The sequence below is a fragment of the Nocardia arseniciresistens genome, from assembly GCF_046764875.1.
Taxonomy (GTDB): Bacteria; Actinomycetota; Actinomycetes; order Mycobacteriales; family Mycobacteriaceae; genus Nocardia; species Nocardia arseniciresistens.
In genome coordinates this window covers 287,263-305,405 of record NZ_JBKORD010000004.1, presented here as the reverse complement: position 1 = coordinate 305,405, position 18,143 = coordinate 287,263, and the positions used below count along the sequence as shown (strand labels likewise).

Here is an 18,143-nt window from a genome sequence, read left to right as displayed (position 1 = left end):
GGGTCTCTTCGGCAGGTTGTCGGACTCCCGGAGCCGCGCTGGTTGTGTTCAATGGGTGGTGTCGGGGTGGGTCCGCGATGCGCCGGAAAGTTGGGCTCTGATATCCGGTTTCAGCACTTTGCCGATTTTGGAGCGTGGTAGGTCGGCCCAGATTTCGATTTGTTTGGGTGTCTTCACGCTGCCGAGGCGGTCTTTCGCGAAGGCGCGCAGGTCCTCGGCTGTCACAGTGTGACCGGCGCGAGTTTGGATCACCGCGGTGACGCGTTCGCCCCATTTCGGGTCGGGCAGTCCGATCACGGCGCAGTCCTGGACAGCGGGATGGGCCAGCAATGTCTGTTCGACCTCGGCGGAGTAGACGTTGAATCCGCCGGTGATGATCATGTCTTTGGCGCGGTCGACGATGTAGAGGTAGTTGTCGTCGTCGAGGTAGCCGATGTCGCCGGTGTGGTGCCAACCGTGGCGAGCGGCCTCGGCGCTGGCTTCGGGGTTCTTGTAGTACCCGGCCATGACCAGCGGGCCCCGCACCACGATCTCGCCGCGCTGCCCCGCGGGCAGCAACGTGCCGTCGTTGTTCATGATCGCGACCTCGGTCAGCGGTGTTGGTCGGCCGACCGAGGACAGTCGCTTCCTCGCGATGGACCCATCGGCATCGAAGTGTTCGCGTGGCGCGAGGGTGGAGATCATCATCGGCGCCTCGGATTGCCCGAACAGTTGGGCCATCACCGGCCCGATCCGGTCGAGAGCTTGTTCGAGGCGAGCCACCGACATGGGCGCCGCGCCGTACCAGAGACATTGCAGGGAGCTCAGGTCGGCGGATGCGAGGGCGGGATGGTCGAGCAGCATGTAGATCAGTGTCGGCGGCAGGAAGGTGTGAGTGATCGAATGTCGCTGCACGAGTGACACGAACTCGCCCAGGTCCGGTGTCGGCATCACGACGATCTCGCCGCCAAGTGCCATGACGGGGAAACACAGCACGCCGGCGGCGTGGGTCAGCGGCGCCAGCGCGAGATAGCGCGGGCGGGCTCCGAACGGGTAGCTCATCAGCGTCAGCGCCGACATCGTTTCGATGTTGTGTCCGGTCAGCACAACACCTTTGGGGCGGCCGGTAGTTCCTCCGGTGCCGACGAGCAGTGCGATGTCGTCGATCGGTTCGGCCTGCCATGGCTCGGCGCTCACGCCGTCGATCCATGCTTCGAACGGTATGGACTCCGGAACTGTGCTGCCGTCCAGGCAGATCAGTGTGGCCAGTTCGGGCAGGTCGTCGATGATCGCGGCGACCAGCGGAGCGAACGCGTCCTGGAAGAACAGGCACGTGCAGTCGAAAAGTTCGAGCAGGTCACGGTTTTCGGCGGCTTCGTTGCGTGGGTTGATCGGACACCACACCGCGCCGGCCCTCGCGATACCGAACACGCAACTGAACGCCAGTGTGTCGTTGGCCGACAGGATCGCCACCTTCGCACCGGGACGCACCCCCGAGCGGTTGAGCGCGCGGGCGACCTTCCAGGACAGCTGCTGGACCTCCCCGTAGCTCGAGGAATGCCCGTTCATGGTCAGGCAGGGTGCGGCCGCACCGAGTGAGGCGCCCTTGTCGAGATAGTCGGTCAAACGCACTGGTGGTCCTCGGGTTGTCGAAATCGTTGTCGGGAAAGGTAGTTGGCCGAGCCGGCTGCCGGCGCGACCCGCGTCTTCGAGGGTGCGCCGACAGCACGGCTGGGTCAGCCGTGCACGGTGAGGACGGGCTCCATGACCAGTCCGAAACCACGCAGCACACCCAGCAGCTCGCGGTGGCCGAACGCCTGGCAACCGGAGGCGAAACCGACACGCTTGGGAGCCTGTTGCAGCAACGCGGATGCGGCGTATGCCTGTAGCAGACCAGTTTGCTTGTAGTTGCAGTTGCCGTAGATGACGCAGTGCGCGCGCCCCAAAGGCCCGGAGGCGTACACCGAGTCGAGCGAAGTGTTGATCCGCGGGTTCTCTCGCGGCGGCATTTCGTTCATTACACCCGCTGCCTGTTCGGCGAGAACCTTGTACTTCTGTTCCTGCGGAAGATCTTTGACCTGCTCGATGACAGCGGCGACGATCTGCGGGACACCCTGCATGAGCGTCCGGTTGAACACGCCGCCGAGAACCTTGACGTTGGCCACCCGCGGATCACGTTTGAACCACACCGGATGCGAGGTCCCGCCCCACGGCAGCGCCAGCTCGGTTTGATGCTGGCCCGGCACCGTCACGTCGTACAGGCCGGCATCGGCTGGCCATTCCACGTACTTGTTCTGCTCGAGGTAGTAGGCCTTCGACAGTGCCGCATTGACCAGGATCGTCCGCGTCGAGGCGACAGTCGGGAAACCTTTCCAGAACACCTGGATATCGAGAGTGTCCAGGCCGGGGGTCTCCAAACAGATATTGGCCGCGATCTCACCGGTGGTGTACATGTGCGCGAGGCCAGGAGACAACAATTGTCCCTTGTCCGCCATCCGCTGGCCGTACTTCATGTCGCAGTCGATCAGCCAGTCCTGCTCGCCGGTGGTGTCCAGGTAATGAGTTCCCGCGGCGATACACGCTTCGACCACCTCGTGCCCGTACTGGGAGAACGGCCCCACCGTGTTGCAGACCACGCTCGCCCCGCGGAACAGCTCGGTCAGCGCGACGACGTCGTGCGCGACCTCGACCACCTCGTAGTCGGCGGTCTCGATGCCGGGGATCTTCTCCAGCGCCTGGTGCAGGCGGGCCTTGTCGCGCCCGGCGGCGACGAAGGGAATGTTGAACTCGCGCAGGTATTCACACACCAACCGGCCGGTGTAGCCGGAGGCGCCATAGACGATGACAGATTTGTCGGTGCTCATGGGAATCGAACCTCTCGTAGTTTTCGGTCAGCGCCTGTTCACATGCCCATGCCGCCATCGACCGGCAGCCCAGCGCCGGTAATGAAGCGGGCCGCGTCCGAGGCCAAGAACACCACGGCGTCGGCCATGTCGGAGACCTCCCCGAGTCGTCCCTGCGGGGTCAGCCCCACCACCGCGCCGACCGCCTCCTCGACACTGCCGAACAGACCGATGTCGGCCACGTCCTTGGCCAGCTGGTTGCCCATCTCGGTGGGCACCAGGCCGGGGTAGATGCAGTTCACCCGGACGCCGTAGCCGAGCTTGCCCGATTCCATGGCCGCGACCCTGGTGAGCCGGTCGACGCCGGACTTGGTCGCCGAATAGATGGCAATGCCAGGGAACGCGATCGTCGCCGCGACCGACGCGATATTGACGACCGCCCCGCCATTGCCCGCCGCACCGCCGGGGCGCATCGCCCGGAAGGCGTGCTTGATGCCCAATGCGGTGCCCAGCATGTTCACCTCCAACATCCGGCGGACCTCGGCCGGGTCGAGATCGACGATCAGGCTGGTGATCTCGACGCCCGCGTTGTTGACCACGATGTCCAGGCCACCGAGTGCATCCACAGTGTTGGTCGTCGCCTGCTCCCACGCGGCGTCGTCGGTCACGTCCAGCGGGATGAACTCGGCGGTGGCGCCGGATTGCCTGAGCGCCTCGACCGTTTCCTTTCCGAGGTCTTCGCGCACATCGCCGATCGCGACGGCCGCTCCGGCACGCGCCAGAGCTTCGGCCATTCCGGCGCCGAGTCCGCGCGCCCCACCGGTCACCAATGCTTTTCGGCCGACCAAGTCATATCCACTCATACGACATCTCCTCCTCGAGATGAATGCCACTGCGGCTGCACGCCGCCATCACCCAGCTGCACCCGAAACGGGTCGGCGGATGCGACGCAGATCACAGCCTAGTTAATTTTGGACAGTCGTCAAGACTTTTCTTGACGACTGTCCAAAGGCATCGCGCAGCGGCGCTCGGCTCGCGATAAACTGCACCCGTGCCCGCAGGCCGCGGGCGAGGAGACGGAAAGAAGTCCACGGTGACCGAGATCGTCGAGACGAGCCGCGAGCGCATCGCACGCCGCCAAGTCGACAAGTTCGGCGAACGCCGGGCGCAGCTGGCCGCCGCCACGCTGCACACCCTCGCCGAACTCGGCTACGCCCGCACCAGCCTGCGCGAGATCGCACACAACTCCGAGTTCTCGCACGGCGTGCTGCACTACTACTTCAACGACAAGAACGAACTCATCACCCACGCCGTACGCCAATACGAAGCCGCGTGCGTGACCCGATACGACGAAGTCGTCGCCACCGCGCGCACCGCCGAGGAACTGCGGCAAGGCTTCGCCGCCGCGATGGCCACCACCCTCGACGCCGATGCCCACCTGCACCGACTCTGGTACGACCTGCGCAACCAGAGCCTGTTCGAGGAATCCTTCCGCGCCGACGTGCTCGACATCGACCAACGCCGCGAACAGATGATCTGGCACGTCGTCAGCCGCTATGCCGAACTCGCCGACACGCCCCCCACCGCATCGCCCGACTTCGCCTACGCCGTGTTCGACGGACTGTTCCAGCAAGCCCTGCTCCGAAAGTTGGCCGGGCACAATACCGCTGCGGAAAAACTCCGCGCCGACGCGGCACAACTCCTGACGGGACTGACCGCCGACCGCCGAAATTCGCCTTAAGGGGTGCGGCCGGACGTTCTCAGACCGCGCACGGCCGGAGCGGAGGTACGCCTAAACGTGGGGGAGGATCGAGCGGGCGGCCGCGCGGGCCTCGTCGGGGGCAGCGGTAGACAGGACGGCGGTGGCCGCGCGACGACAGTCGTCCAGGGTGACCGAGGACAGCGTTGCACCGACAGCCGCTATCGCGGATGCGGCGGCCGACAATGAGGTGATGCCGAATCCGGCCAGTACGCAGGCCAAGAGCGGATCGGCGGCTGCTTCGCCGCAGACGCCGACCGGTTTTCCCAGTGCTGTCCCAGCCGCGGCGGTGCGTGCGACGAGCGCGAGTACGGCGGGCTGCCATGGGTCGGTGAGGGTGGCGAGTTCGGGTGACATGCGGTCGGCCGCCATCGTGTATTGGGTGAGATCGTTGGTTCCGATCGACAGGAAATCGACGTCGCGCAAGATGGTTTCGGCGAGCAGCGCGGCGGCGGGCACCTCGATCATCACGCCCGGAATCAGGTCCCGCGCGCGAACTCTCGTGGCGAACCAGCGTGCTTCGGCGGCGGTCGCGATCATCGGCGCCATGACCAGCGGCACTCGACCGCGGGCCGCCGCGGCCGCGGCGATGGCGTCGAGCTGACGGTCGAGGATGCCGTTGTCGCGAGTCGCTATTCGAATTCCGCGCACGCCGAGCGCCGGGTTGGCCTCGTCGGGGTGCTGGGCGAATCGCAGTGGCTTGTCCGATCCGGCATCGAGAGTGCGGATGACCACCTTGGCATCGGGGTACGCGTCGAGAACTTCGCCGTAGATCCTCGTTTGTTCGTCGATGCTCGGCTCGGATTCCCGGTCCAGGAAGCACAATTCGGTGCGGAACAGCCCGATGCCTTCGGCCTGTGTATGCCGCGCCGCACGCGCACCGGCACCGTCTTGGACGTTGGCGAGCACCTCGACGCGGTGTCCGTCCGCCGTCGAACCGGGCCCGTTCCATGCGGCGTTTCTGGCTGTGACAGCACGGTATTCGGCCACCGCGTGCGATGCCATGTCCGGGTCGGGGGCGACCATGACCGTGCCCGCCGAGCCGTCGACGAGAATGTCGGCTCCGGCGGGAATCTCGTCGAGTCCGGCGACCGCGACAACACACGGAATGCCGAGCTGCCGCGCGATGATCGCGGTGTGGCTGGTCGGGCCACCCAGCGAGGTGGCAAGCCCGACAACGAGTTCCGGGTCGAGACCGGCCGTATCGGCGGGCGCAAGGTCGTCGGCCAGCAGGATCGACGGTTCGGCGGGCGTCGGTATTCCTGGTTCCGGCGCACCGGCCAACTCCGCGACCACCCGATCGCACACGTCGCGAAGATCGGTGACGCGCTCCGCCATCAGCCCACCCAGCTTTGTGAACATGTCCGCGAAACGGTCGGTCGCGGCGCCGGCGGCGACCGTCGCCGGACGGCCGACCGCGATCAACTCTTCGGCGGCGGCGAGCCAGCCACGGTCGGCCGCCATCGCGGCATTCGCGGCGAGCACCTCGGCCGCCGCGCCGCTTGCCCGCCCGGCACGGGCACGCAATCGCCGCGCAACCACATCGGACGCACTGCGCAGCGACTCGAGTTCCGATGCCCGATCGGACTCCGCAACGAGGTCTGTCCGGATATCGACCGGCATGCGCGGGCCGGGTCGGATCGCGGGCGCTGCGGCGACACCCGGTACCGCCGGGGTACCGCGCAACACCGCTACAGGCCTCGCTACCTGCTGCGATCTAGTCATGTGACGTCTCCTCCACACCTCGGTCGAGCGATTTCGCGGTGATGCTCGACCTACTTTCGGTGTGATCCAGACTACTCCAACCTCTTGACAAAGCAATACAAACAGGCATAAAACAACATAAACCAACATCACACCTGGAGGATCGGATGTACGCGGAGGAGCGGCAGCAAGCGATTGCCACGTTGATCGGGCAACGCGGGCGCGTCTCCGTCGCCGACCTTTCCGAGCAGTACGGCGTGACCACCGAAACCGTGCGGCGCGACCTCGCGGTCCTCGACCGCACGGGATTGATCCGCCGAGTGCACGGTGGCGCGGTGCCCGCCGCCGCGCTGACCGCGATCGAGCTCGGCACCACCGAACGCGAGCATTCCCGTGCGGCGGAGAAGGATCGGATCGCGAAGGCCGCCTTGGAGTTTCTGCCACCGACCGGCGGCAGCGCACTCTTCGACGCGGGTACCACGACCACGCGCCTCGCCGCGCTGATGCCCGCCGATCGCGAATTGGTCGCGGTAACGAATTCGGTACCGATCGCGGCCCGGCTCAGTGGCATGACGGGACTGCATCTGCATCTGCTCGGCGGCCGGGTCCGCGGCCTCACCCAGGCGGCAGTCGGCCCCGAAGCGCTGCGCGTGCTCGCCGAGATGCGGGTCGATGTCGCCTACATCGGCACCAACGCACTCAGCACCGCACACGGACTCTCCACCCCGGACTTCGACGAGGCCGCGGTCAAACGCGCCATGATCGCCAGTGCGCACCGGGTTGTCGTGGTCGCCGATTCGACGAAGGTCGGCCGGGAGGACCTCGTGCGTTTCGCCGCGATCGACGAGATCGACGTGCTTGTCACCGACACCGACCTGCTCCCGTCCGTGCACAACGAACTCACCGACTGCGGCATCGAGGTGGTCACCGCATGATCATCACCCTGACCGCGAACCCCAGCATCGACCGAACCGTCACCTTGCCGGAGCCGCTGCACCGCGGTGCCGTACACCGCGCGCTGACCGTGAGCACCCACCCCGGAGGCAAAGGCATCAACGTGTCTCGCGTGGTCGCCGCCGCAGGTGTGCCCACCATCGCCGTATTGCCCGGCAACACTGGCGATCCGCTGCTGCGCGCTCTCGCCGAGACAGGTCTCGATCATCGAACGGTGCGCACCTCCGGACCCGCGCGATCGAATCTCACCATCGCCGAAATAGACGGCACCACAACGAAAATCAACGAACCAGGCGCGACGCTTGCCATTGAATCCCGCGACGCGCTCACCGATCTACTCCTCGGGCTCGCGAGCACCGCGTCGTGGGTGGTGCTGTCGGGCTCGCTGCCGCCCGCGGTTCCCGACGACTGGTACGTCGATCTCGTTCGCAAGCTGCGTGACACCCGAGTGGCGGTCGACACCTCCGATGCGCCGCTGCTCGCACTCGCTGCCGAATTCAGCTCCGCGGCACCGCAATTGCTCAAGCCGAACTCCGAGGAACTGGCACAACTCACCGGCTTCGACGCTGCCGAATTGGAGCAGCCCGAAATGGCGGCGCGCGCGGCCGCCATCCTCGTCGAGCGCGGGGTGGGCGCGGTACTGGCCACCCTCGGCCGCGCGGGTGCCGTCCTGGTCACCGCCGACGGCGCATGGCATGCGGCGGCCCCATCGATTACACCGCGAAGCACCGTCGGCGCGGGAGATTCCGCGTTGGCGGGGTATCTGCTCGCCGACCTCGACGGCGCCGGACCCGCCGATCGACTGCGCAACGCCGTCGCTTACGGCAGCGCCGCGACCGCGCTGCCCGGCACCGGATTGCCGGGCCCACACCACACCGACCCCCGCGCCGTCTCCGTGACGACGCTGGCCCCCCTGCCCCACCGCTGAAGGACATTCCGATGGCCGTCCCGATCATCACCGTCGATCTGATCACCCTCGATGCCGACCTCGGCGCCGCGAAAGAGTCGGTGATCGCCGCCCTCGCCCGGCGGCTCGCCGACGCGGGCCGCGCCGAGAACACCGACGCACTCCGCGACGCCGCTTTGGCGCGCGAATCACAGTCGGCCACCGGGCTTCCGGGTGGGATCGCGATCCCGCACTGCCGGGCCGCGACCGTCACCACCGCGTCGCTGGGCTTCGCACGGCTCGCACCGAAGGTCGATTTCGGCGCCCCGGACGGGCCCGCCGATCTCGTCTTCCTGATCGCGGCGCCGGAGGCGGCCGGCGCCGAGCATATGAAGCTGCTCTCCGGCCTTGCTCGGGCGCTGGTGCGGCCGGAATTCGTGACAGCGCTGCGGGCGGCGGGCAGTGCGGCCGATATTGTCGCGCTGGTTGACGGTGTACTCGCCCCGGCCCCGGTTCCCGCCGCCGCGAATGCCACGGCGGCGAATTCAGCAACGGCCGATTCGATGCCAGTCAGTTCCGCGGCAGTCAGTTCCGCGCCAGCCAGTCCCACGGCTCCGAACCAAGCTTCCGAATCGTCTGCCTCCGAGTCGGTGCCGGTGCCGTCGTCGGTATCCGCCGAATCTGTCACCCGACCGACCATCGTCGCGGTGACCGCCTGCCCGACCGGCATCGCACACACCTACATGGCCGCCGACTCCCTGGTCGCCGCGGGAAAACGCGCCGGAGTGACCGTCGAGGTGGAGACGCAGGGATCAAGCGGCTCCACCCCGCTCGATCCCGAAACCATCTCCGCGGCGGGCGCGGTCATCTTCGCCACCGATGTCGGCGTGCGCGGCCGAGCACGATTCGCCGGGAAACCGGTGGTCGAGTCGGGCGTCAAACGCGCGATCAACGAGCCGGACACCATGGTCACCGATGCGCTACGCGCCGCCCTCGACCCCACGGCGCCGACCGTATCGGGCACCGCGACTCCCGCGCGTTCGGCACCCACCGCACTGGGGTGGGGCACCCGACTCCGGCAGATCTTGCTCACCGGCGTCAGCTACATGATCCCGTTCGTCGCGGCGGGTGGACTTCTGATCGCCCTCGGCTTCCTGCTCGGCGGCTACGAAATATCCAACAGCGCAAAGACGATCGTGCTCGACAACTCGATCACCCAACTGCCCGACGGCGGCCTCGCCGCCTATCTCGGCGCGGTCCTGTACCAACTCGGCGTGCTCGCGTTCGGATTCCTGGTGCCCGCGCTCGCCGGGTATATCGCGTTCGCGATCGCCGACCGGCCAGGTCTGGCACCGGGATTCACTGCGGGAGCGGTCGCGGTCTTTGTCGGCGCCGGCTTCCTCGGCGGCCTGATCGGCGGACTCGTCGCCGGGTTCGTCGCACTGTGGATCACGAGAATCGCTGTCCCGCAGTGGGCACGGGGCCTGATGCCGGTGGTGGTGATCCCGCTGTTCGCCTCACTCATCGTCGGCGCGCTCATGTTCATCGTCCTCGGCAAACCACTCGCCGCGCTCACGTCCGGACTCACCCATTGGCTCAACAGCCTCTCCGGTAGCTCGGCCATCGTCCTCGGTGTCATCCTCGGGCTGATGATGTGCTTCGACCTGGGCGGCCCGGTCAACAAGGCCGCCTACTCGTTCGCCGCCGCCGGGCTTTCGGTCACCGACCCCGCCTCACTGCGCATCATGGCCGCGGTAATGGCCGCGGGCATGGTTCCACCACTGGCCATGGCGCTGGCCTCCACGGTGCGCCCGAAACTGTTCACCACCGCCGAACGTGAGAACGGCAAGGCGGCCTGGCTGCTCGGCGCCTCATTCATCTCCGAAGGCGCCATCCCGTTCGCCGCTGCCGACCCGTTGCGGGTGATCCCGTCGATGATGGCGGGCGGTGCGGTCACCGGAGCGCTGATCATGGCGACCGGAACCACGCTGCGTGCGCCACACGGCGGCATTTTTGTCTTCTTCGCCATCGGCCACATCGTCGCGTTCATCGCCGCGATCGCCGCGGGAACCGCATTCGGGGCTCTCTGCGTGACGGCAGCCAAAGAACTGATCAAACCACGCACCATCACCGCGACCCCCGTCCTCACTACCGCGTAAAACTCGAAACCCTCACGAGGAGAACCACAATGGCCAGCACCACCGTCATCGTCGGATCGGCCATCGGCCTGCATGCCCGCCCCGCCAACATCATCGCCGAGGCCGTCGCCACCGCGGGTGTGCCGGTCACCCTGTCGCTCGTCGGTGGTGATCCGGTTGATGCCGGGTCCGCACTGATGATCATGACCCTCGGCGCGACCAAGGGCACCGATGTCATCGTCAGCAGCGACGATCAGCCCATCCTCGACAGAATCGCCGAACTGATCGCCGCCGACCTCGACGCGTGATCTCGGTGCCCTCGAACGAACCTGTCCGCGAACGAAGGTAGTCCGCGCAGAATCCCTCAACTCCCGCCACGGATCAGATCGATGAGCGAATCCGGTTGCGCGGGTGGGGTGTCACCGCGCCAGGCGATGTGTTGATCTGGGCGAACAAGGATCAGGATCTTCTCGTATCGTTCGACGGCTTCATCGAAAGGGAGGTCGAGTACCTCGACCGGGACCGCGCGTGCGGCGGCCGCGCGCAGAATCGGGCCGGGGTCAGGGGGATTCGGGCCGATGCGCAGCAGCGTGAAGTCGCGGCCGAGCTGGTCGTAGACCGACCTGCCGTCGGGGAGTGTGAGATGCGGCAGCCGGGCGCCGGGCGCAGTGGAGGGCCAGTAACCGCCGATCGTGAATTCCGGTGGTGGTTGGTCGGCGGCGAGCAGTGGAGAGCCGTAGTAGTGATAGCCGAAGCTCAGCCCGATCGGCTTGTGCTGGTCCGCATCAGCGGCCGCCACGGCCCTGCCGAGCTCCTGGCGTGAGCTGATCCCGGAGGGGCTGTCGTCCTCGGCCACATCGGTGTTCCCCAAGTCACGCAACGACTCGCCGAGACTGGTCGCGAAGCGTGAAATGGTTTCCGCGACGGGACGCCGTTCGATCTCGTACGCGTCGAGCAACTGCGGACCGGCCCAGCCCGTATGGACGGCGGCCAGCATCCAGGCGAGATGGGCCGCCTCGCTGATTCCCGTGTTCATCCCCATGCCTGCCATCGGTACCCACAGGTGAGCGGCGTCCCCGGCGATGAAAACCCGATCGCTGCCGTAGCGGTCGGCGACGAGGCGATGTCCCGTCCACCGGTCGACGCCGAGTATCTCGTGTGGCAGTTCTGATCCGACGGCCTGCGTGATCAGTGCTCCCGGATCGACAAGGCCGGTATCGGTGTCGACGGGCAGAAAAGTGTGGGTGAGCCAAAGGTCTTGGCCGTCGATGGCGATGGTAACGCCCATACCGTCACGATTCATCGACCATGTCATCCAGGTGCGTGGCTGGATGAGGTCTTTCAGCGCCGGCGCCCGGTAGTAGGTGGAGACCGCCTGAAAGACGGTATCGGTGCCGGTCAGTCGCGCACCCAACTGCTGCCGTACCACGCTGTTGCCGCCATCACAGCCGACGAGGAAATCCGCGTGCACGGTTCGGGTCACGCCGGTGGACATCGAGCGCACGGTGGCACGGACACCACCGTCGGTTTCCTCGAAAGCCTCTAGCTTGGTCTCTCGTTCAATGCGCACGTGGGGGTATCGACGACTGTCGTCGAGGAGGATCGGTTCAAGATAGAACTGGGCGATGCGATGCATCGGTTCATTGGTCGGACTGTTGTGGTCACGATCGGTTCCGGCGAGGACCTGGGCGGAGGAGGGCAAGGTGACCCGGTGCAACTCGGGGCCGCGAATCCGGGTGCGGTAGCTGACGTCGGTCGGGTAGTCGGCGGGCAGTCCGGTCGCGCGTATTCGTGCGGCGATTCCCAGCCTGCGGAAATGCTCCATCGACCGGGCACTGAGTGTATTGGCCCGTGGGACGGTCAGAATCCTGTCGGTCTCCTCCACCAGCAGACAAGGGACCCCGCGCCAGCCGAGGTCCAACGCCAGCGTCATGCCTATCGGGCCGCCTCCGACGATCAGTACTGGAACCTCACTCACCGGATGACCTCTTGGCCCGAGGCTGTCGACTGTTCGGGTCGAGTAACCAACTCCATGATCGCCATCGAGCTGTACGACGCGGTCACCGTGACACGGGTCAGCGTCAGGTCCGCGGCCGCGAACAGTTGCTCGAACTCTTCACGGGTGCGTTCACGCCCGGTGAGCAGCGCCATCATCATCATGTCGAGCGACCACACATAGTGCGGTGTATTCGGCGGCGGCGCGATGGTTTCCGCGACAAGCAGCCGACTGCCCGGCGTCATGGCATCGCGACAGCACCGCAGGATGCTGATGCATTCCTCGTCGCTCCAGTCGTGCAGGATGTGCTTGAGAATGTACAGATCGCCGCCGGTCGGTACGGACTCGAAGAAGTCCCCCGGCACGGTTTCCCAGCGGCCGGTCAGCTCTGGAGTATCGAGAAGATGCTCCGCCAGAACGGGTTTGCGGTCGTAGAGGACACCGGTCAGTTTCGGGTCCTGAGACAGCAGCAACGACAGCAGCCCACCACGCCCACCACCCACGTCTACCACCTTGCTGACGCCGGAAGTATCGAAGGTGTCGGCGATAGCAGCGTCCTGTGGCGCCGAATAGCTGACCATGCCCGCATCGAAAATCCCTGCGGCAGTCGGATTTTGGCTCAGATGCTCCCATAGCGGGGTGCCGAAGATATCGTCGAAAGCAGTGCGGCCGTTGTGCAGAGTGTCGGGGAACTGTGCGATGGTTCGCCAGAATATCGGCTCGGTCAGAAAAATTACCGCGTCGCGCAGCGATAGTGGTGATTGTGTCGACAGTCGTTCGGCGGCCGCGGTCAGGTGGAATCGTCCACGGCCATCCTCGTAGAAGGTTCCGGTGCTGGCCAGAAACCGAAGCGTCCGTTGCAGACTCAATTGGTCGACACCTGTCAAGGCTGCCAATTCGCTCGCCGTGCGTGGGCTCCCGACGAGATGATCGGCCACACCGATTCTGGCGACGGCGCCGACAGCCGCGCTGGCCAGATGGCCCCAGGCGAGGTTGAGAACTGTGCGATCAGGTCCGGGATCGTGGGATTCGATAGGCATGGCGTCAATCTTTCGGAGAAGGTTCCGTCGCGTACCAGCGAGCTGGCGCGGCAAGTAGTGAGCAGACTGCTCGCATCCCCGGCGAATAGCTATGCCTCTGCACGGTTGAACCGACCGGTCTGACTGTCCGCCGGACCGGGGGCCGGGCGGGAGAGCTGCGAGTACGCCGCCTGGTGGCGATGTCACCGGGCGAGTCGAGTTTGTAAAGGGCCGTGGACATTACCGTACTCGGGCCACCGTCCTGAGCGTTAGGCCACTCTTCGTCGCGAGGGCCGGTCAGGTCCGAGCGGTCACGGGAGCGCCCTGAGGCAGCGCCGCGTCGACCGGGCCGTCGTTGTTCTGCTCCTCGGCGATGTCCACTGAGCCACTTGGCAACACCAGGGCCAGCAAAGCAGCCAGAATGTAGAGACCGACTACCACCACCATGCCCGTAACCGCCGAGTCCGTTGGGGTGTGACCGTTCTCCAGCTGGCCGAAGTAGACGGTGCCGACGAGCGCGACGCCGGCCGCCACGCCGACCTGGATGCTGGTGTTGATCAGCGAGGAGGCGGCACCGCCCTGAGCCGGGGGCACCTTGGCGAGCACGATGGTCAGCAGAGTGCCCGCCACCATGGCGAGACCGATACCGGAGACGAGCATGCCTGGAATCAGTTGCCAGGGTTCGATAGCGGTGTCGTAGCGGTCGATGGTGAGAGCCACCACGGACATGCCGAGGGCCATCACCAGCGACCCGAAGATCACCAGTTTGCGGCCCATCGGCATCAACTTGGGCGCGAAGCCCGAGCCGATACCGACACCGACGGTGAAGGGGATCATCGACAGCGCGGTACGGAGCGGGGAGTATCCGGCACCTGCTTGCAGATGAACCGTGAGCACCAGGGTGTAGGCGGTTCCGCAGAAGAAGACGATCGCGACGAGCAACCCTCCGATCGCGCCTCGTTGCCGGAACAGCGCCGGGTCGATGAGCGGTGAGATGCCTTGTACGACAAGGGACTTCTCGTACCGGACGAACAGCCACAGCAAGATCGGGCAAGCCAGCATCAGTGCGACTGTCCACAGCGGCCAGTTCAATGGGCGGCCCTCGATCAGTGGGTAGAGCAGGGCCAGCAGACCAGCGGTGGCGATGCAGGTGCCGCGCAGGTCGGCGGAGGTCGCCTGCTCGGCGCGGGACTCGCGGGTCAGGATGACCGCGCCGACCAATCCGACGATGCCGATCGGGACATTGACGAAGAAGATCGGCCGCCAATCGAGCCCGAACAGGTCCGTTTCGAGCAGCACGCCGCCGAGCAGTGGTCCGCCGAGACCGCCGAGTGCGAAGGTCATGCCGTACATCGCCATCGCCTTGGGGTGTTCGAACTTGGGGAACTCGACCTGGATCATCGCCAGCACCTGCGGCACCATCAGCGCCGCCGCCGCGCCCTGGAGCACCCTGGCCACGATCAGCATCTCCGGTCCGGTCGCGAGACCGGCCAGCACCGAGGTGATGACGAAGGAAGAGAGCCCGATCAGGAAGATCCGGCGGCGGCCGAATCGGTCGCCGAGTCGGCCACCGGTGATCATGGCGGCGGCGAACGCGAGGGTGTAACCGGCGATCGACCACTCCAGTTGCGCGGAGGAAGCTTCGAGATCCTTTTGCAGCGACGGCAGGGCCACGTTGAGCACTGTCGAGTCGACCATGTCCATCAGTACGACCGACAGTGTTACGGCCAGGGCTGCCCAACGGCGCGGGCTGTACCCGTCATCTGTACCGCCGCCCCCGTCCAGGCTCGTGCCCTGCTCTTGCTCAGTCATAACTGGCCCTTCGGTTTTTCGACTCGGCAGAGATCTTGTGATGCGTCGCAGACCTGGCTACGGGTGCACCCAGCGACGCAGCGCATCGATGCTGCTCTCGGGAGATGTGTTGAAGCAGAACCTGATTCCGGGTGCGGAGTCGCTCAGCACGTTGACGATCCGCTCGAACAGGAGGGTGTGCTCGACGGCAGCCCGGATGCCCGCGCCGATCATTGCCACACCGAAGGGGCCGCTCGCCAGCTGGTCTCGGATCTGCGACTCGGCCTCATCCGGGGAGAGGCCGATCTGGCAGGACACCGCGTCGAACCCGGCGTCACGAATCGCCGCATTGCCCGCCTCGATCCTGGCGGTGAGTGTCTGCTCGTCCAGGCCCGGAATCCTGCTGTAGTCGAGCACACCCGGGTGCAGGCCGATCATCAGTATGCGATTGCCCATTGCGGTCTGCATGGGATCCCTTTCCTCGTTTGCCTTTTCGTCGGTGTCGCCGCGCGCCGCGAGCGCTCCCACCGCGAGCGTCGCGGGAACAGCCACCGCGACCGCCGCGCCGACGAGCAACCGTCGCCGACCGATGGAAGTGCTTGCCGAAGTCGGCTGGTCGTTGGTCACATTCCGGTCCTTCCTGTCGGCTACCCATGTCGAGATCGCGTGCGATGGTCTCGATCACGAATGCATTTTCACTTTGCGATCAAAGCTATTTTGCATGCAAACATATAGAGGGGCGGATTGGATGTCAACGGGCGTTTCGGCGGTCGGCGGGAACGGCGGTCCTCGACTGAACGCGGTGTCACAGTCGGGCGTGCAGAAAGCATTGGGGCTCATGATGTCTCGGTGTCTCGGACGCTGATCGGTCGGACAGGAAGGGCTTCCAGCTTGTCGAGGTCGTCATACACATCAGGCCACCCGTCCTCGTCCACCGCGCGGAAAGTTCCGTCCGACCCGTGAACGATCGGCAAGCTGTCGGTCGGCGCGATCGCGAGCTTGTGGGCAGTGTCCTCATGAAAGACCTCGAGAAGCTCACGCACCGAAGAGGCGACCGCACCGGACGGCAGATACGGGACCGGATCCGACATCTACATTCCCCGCGACCAGGCGGGCGGATCCGTCATGCACAGCAACGCCGCCCACAGATCGTCACGGACCGCGTCCCACAGATCCAGATGGCCGGGGAACATCATGCGGACTTCCCAAAGATCAGGCAGCGCAACACCATCGAACAACACGAGACCACGCTGCGCGCTGGGCAATGATCTGCCGCTCGGCCATCGATACGCGGCAGACGCATCGGCACGATTCTGGAATCGAAGAATCTGACAATCACGACCGATCAACCGCCATACAGCGACCTTCCTGCTGTCCGGTGATTCGGTGGTACGCAAACGATCTCGACGCATTACAGCCCACCTTCCAAACGCGCGGTCTCGTCGTTCGTGCGCCCGATGCCGGAGGACTCGACACCCCGGCACCGGGACGATTCGGTGGCAACCACACCCCGGTTCCGGGATGATTCGGCGACCATCGGCTGGCCCGCCCACTCACGCAGCGCGGTCGCGAAGGTCTCGACTACATCGACCGTTGCGCCCACATATGCGGCTGGCGGCCCGACAACCGTGTTTCGTTGCGGCAGTTGCATATTCGGCATGGCTTGCTCCCGACCCAGCAGCTTGTTGTGACCTTCGACCGACAAGCGCGGCACCCGGCCGTCCTGCCCACTTTCGCGCCTGCAAGGCGACGAGCGCCGAAGGTGGGTTTGCTCCCTGCTACTACCGGGTGCCGCGCACTCACAACGACACCACCACCCCTGACCAGGCACAACGCAGACGTGAAACCCCGTCTGAGATTTTCCATTTCGCCAGGTACGGTTCCGCAAACCGTGCCAAACTGTTTCCGCTCCCTGCTGTCCCCCCGTTCCGTCTACGAAGGAAACGAGATGGCCGACGAAGACAGCACCCTGCCCCGGCGACAGCTGGGGCGTTTGTTACGCGAGTACCGCGAGGACATGGGCCTCACGCTGGCGCAGGCAGCGAAGCTCGTGGAGATCGGTACGACTACGCTGCACCGGCTTGAAAAGGGCCAAGCCGACAAGGTTCGGGTCCGCATCGTTCAACACCTGTGTGAGATCTACGAGCGATCTGCGAGCGAGATGGCGGCGATGAAGCATCTGGCCGCACAAGCTGCGGTCAAGAGCTGGTACGCGGAGTACCACGACCTGGCATCGCACAGCTTCAAAACCAATTACGTTGGATTGGAAGCTGCCGCGCGGCACATGGTTTCGTATCAAGAACTGGTGCCTGGTCTGCTCCAGACCGAGGAATACGCTCGAACAATAATTAGCGCCTATGCATCGGAAGCATCAACCGTGGAAATAGACCGCCACGTGGAACTCCGGATGAAGCGGCAGCTGATCATCAAGCGAAGAGCCGAGCCGGTCAAGCTTGATGTGGTGCTGCACGAATCCGCACTTCACCGCATGGTCGGGAGTCCGAGGGTCATGTCTAATCAGTTGCGTCACCTCGCCGACGCCAGCACATGGCCGAACGTCGAGGTGCGAATACTACCGTTCTCGGCGGGCCTGCCGATGGGTGTGTTACCTGCGGCGTTTGTGATCCTCGGCTTTGGGCTCGATGCCAAGAAGCGACTTGTGGAACCTACCGTGGTCTTCGTTGAAAACATCCTGACTGCCGATGTTTACCTGGAGAAACCAGTAGACATCGACCGCTATCTCGCGGTGTCGGCTGCTCTGCACGATGCCTCGCTGAACGATGCGGACAGCAGAGCAATGCTAAGGAAAATAGCGAAGCGATATCGACCGTGAGTATCAACGCGAGCTCGTCGGATCCAGTTGTGCTGGGGCTGTTGCGTTGTGGGTCAGATCGGTAGAGCGCCGCGGCGTAGGAGGTGTCGTAGTGAGCGCGGTACGGCCAGCACTCCTGTGCCTTCGACCGCGTCGCCGAGTGCTCGGCAAGCAGCGCCCGCAGCCTGTCCGAGTCGACCTTCATCACCGTCGCAACATAGCGGACCGTACCGACTGTCAAGATGTTCGACGGGCCTCGACA

17 protein-coding genes are annotated in these 18,143 nt (G+C 65.4%); 6 read left to right on the top strand and 11 right to left on the bottom strand.

Translation table 11 applies throughout. The features are described 5' to 3' along the window. Positions 1-48 precede the first annotated feature (48 nt). The 3 genes from ACLMAJ_RS09170 to ACLMAJ_RS09160 form a co-directional block, all read right to left on the bottom strand. Entirely contained in the window at positions 49-1,611 is a 1,563-nt protein-coding gene (locus ACLMAJ_RS09170) for an acyl-CoA synthetase (RefSeq protein ID WP_412013100.1), read from the bottom strand. A gap of 104 nt (positions 1,612-1,715) precedes the next feature. Continuing rightward, positions 1,716-2,843, bottom strand: a complete 1,128-nt coding sequence (locus ACLMAJ_RS09165) for a DUF5938 domain-containing protein (protein ID WP_412013099.1) — start codon at positions 2,841-2,843, stop codon at positions 1,716-1,718. 38 nt (positions 2,844-2,881) lie between these two features. Next, on the bottom strand, positions 2,882-3,685 hold the full coding sequence (locus ACLMAJ_RS09160; RefSeq protein WP_412013098.1) for an SDR family NAD(P)-dependent oxidoreductase: 804 nt from the start codon (positions 3,683-3,685) through the stop codon (positions 2,882-2,884). 230 nt (positions 3,686-3,915) lie between these two features. Between ACLMAJ_RS09160 and ACLMAJ_RS09155 the strand changes: the two genes are divergently transcribed. Further along, positions 3,916-4,563, top strand: coding sequence for a TetR/AcrR family transcriptional regulator (locus tag ACLMAJ_RS09155; RefSeq protein WP_412013274.1), 648 nt, complete (start codon positions 3,916-3,918; stop codon positions 4,561-4,563). A gap of 51 nt (positions 4,564-4,614) precedes the next feature. On the opposite strand, the gene ACLMAJ_RS09150 is transcribed toward ACLMAJ_RS09155, so the two are convergent. Beyond that, positions 4,615-6,306: a putative PEP-binding protein gene (locus ACLMAJ_RS09150; protein WP_412013097.1), complete on the bottom strand. Its 1,692-nt coding sequence runs from the start codon at positions 6,304-6,306 to the stop codon at positions 4,615-4,617. A gap of 146 nt (positions 6,307-6,452) precedes the next feature. Here ACLMAJ_RS09150 and ACLMAJ_RS09145 point away from each other — a divergent pair, with 146 nt between their 5' ends. From ACLMAJ_RS09145 to ACLMAJ_RS09130, 4 genes are read left to right on the top strand one after another with little or no spacing between them, the layout of a single operon-like run. Then, a complete protein-coding gene (locus tag ACLMAJ_RS09145; RefSeq protein ID WP_412013096.1) occupies positions 6,453-7,220 on the top strand; it encodes a DeoR/GlpR family DNA-binding transcription regulator in 768 nt (255 codons plus the stop codon). Next, positions 7,217-8,167 carry a 1-phosphofructokinase family hexose kinase gene (locus ACLMAJ_RS09140; RefSeq protein ID WP_412013095.1) on the top strand — a complete coding sequence of 317 codons (951 nt, stop codon included), beginning with the start codon at positions 7,217-7,219 and terminating at the stop codon, positions 8,165-8,167. Before ACLMAJ_RS09145 ends, ACLMAJ_RS09140 begins: the two co-directional genes overlap by 4 nt. Before the next feature lie 11 nt (positions 8,168-8,178). Then, on the top strand, positions 8,179-10,284 hold the full coding sequence (locus ACLMAJ_RS09135; RefSeq protein ID WP_412013094.1) for a PTS fructose transporter subunit IIABC: 2,106 nt from the start codon (positions 8,179-8,181) through the stop codon (positions 10,282-10,284). Positions 10,285-10,313: 29 nt separating this feature from the next. Then, entirely contained in the window at positions 10,314-10,571 is a 258-nt protein-coding gene (locus ACLMAJ_RS09130) for an HPr family phosphocarrier protein (RefSeq protein WP_412013093.1), read from the top strand. A gap of 56 nt (positions 10,572-10,627) precedes the next feature. Here ACLMAJ_RS09130 and ACLMAJ_RS09125 read toward each other — a convergent pair whose 3' ends face one another. The 7 genes from ACLMAJ_RS09125 to ACLMAJ_RS09095 form a co-directional block, all read right to left on the bottom strand. Continuing rightward, positions 10,628-12,241: an FAD-dependent monooxygenase gene (locus ACLMAJ_RS09125; RefSeq protein WP_412013092.1), complete on the bottom strand. Its 1,614-nt coding sequence runs from the start codon at positions 12,239-12,241 to the stop codon at positions 10,628-10,630. Beyond that, positions 12,238-13,299 (bottom strand): methyltransferase, encoded by a 1,062-nt coding sequence (locus tag ACLMAJ_RS09120; protein ID WP_412013091.1) that lies wholly within the window; start codon positions 13,297-13,299, stop codon positions 12,238-12,240. Before ACLMAJ_RS09120 ends, ACLMAJ_RS09125 begins: the two co-directional genes overlap by 4 nt. Positions 13,300-13,575: 276 nt before the next feature. Then, the gene (locus ACLMAJ_RS09115) at positions 13,576-15,090 is read right to left on the bottom strand and encodes an MFS transporter (protein ID WP_412013090.1); all 1,515 of its coding nucleotides are present in this window, start codon (positions 15,088-15,090) and stop codon (positions 13,576-13,578) included. Between the two features lie 57 nt (positions 15,091-15,147). Beyond that, the gene (locus ACLMAJ_RS09110; protein ID WP_412013089.1) at positions 15,148-15,696 is read right to left on the bottom strand and encodes a hypothetical protein; all 549 of its coding nucleotides are present in this window, start codon (positions 15,694-15,696) and stop codon (positions 15,148-15,150) included. 209 nt (positions 15,697-15,905) lie between these two features. Next, a complete protein-coding gene (locus ACLMAJ_RS09105) occupies positions 15,906-16,160 on the bottom strand; it encodes a hypothetical protein (RefSeq protein ID WP_412013088.1) in 255 nt (84 codons plus the stop codon). Then, positions 16,161-16,310 (bottom strand): hypothetical protein, encoded by a 150-nt coding sequence (locus tag ACLMAJ_RS09100; RefSeq protein ID WP_412013087.1) that lies wholly within the window; start codon positions 16,308-16,310, stop codon positions 16,161-16,163. It lies immediately after the preceding gene. A gap of 170 nt (positions 16,311-16,480) precedes the next feature. Continuing rightward, a complete protein-coding gene (locus ACLMAJ_RS09095) occupies positions 16,481-16,774 on the bottom strand; it encodes a hypothetical protein (RefSeq protein WP_412013086.1) in 294 nt (97 codons plus the stop codon). A gap of 243 nt (positions 16,775-17,017) precedes the next feature. Here ACLMAJ_RS09095 and ACLMAJ_RS09090 point away from each other — a divergent pair, with 243 nt between their 5' ends. After that, the gene (locus ACLMAJ_RS09090) at positions 17,018-17,902 is read left to right on the top strand and encodes a helix-turn-helix domain-containing protein (protein WP_412013085.1); all 885 of its coding nucleotides are present in this window, start codon (positions 17,018-17,020) and stop codon (positions 17,900-17,902) included. The last annotated feature ends 241 nt before the right edge of the window (positions 17,903-18,143 follow it).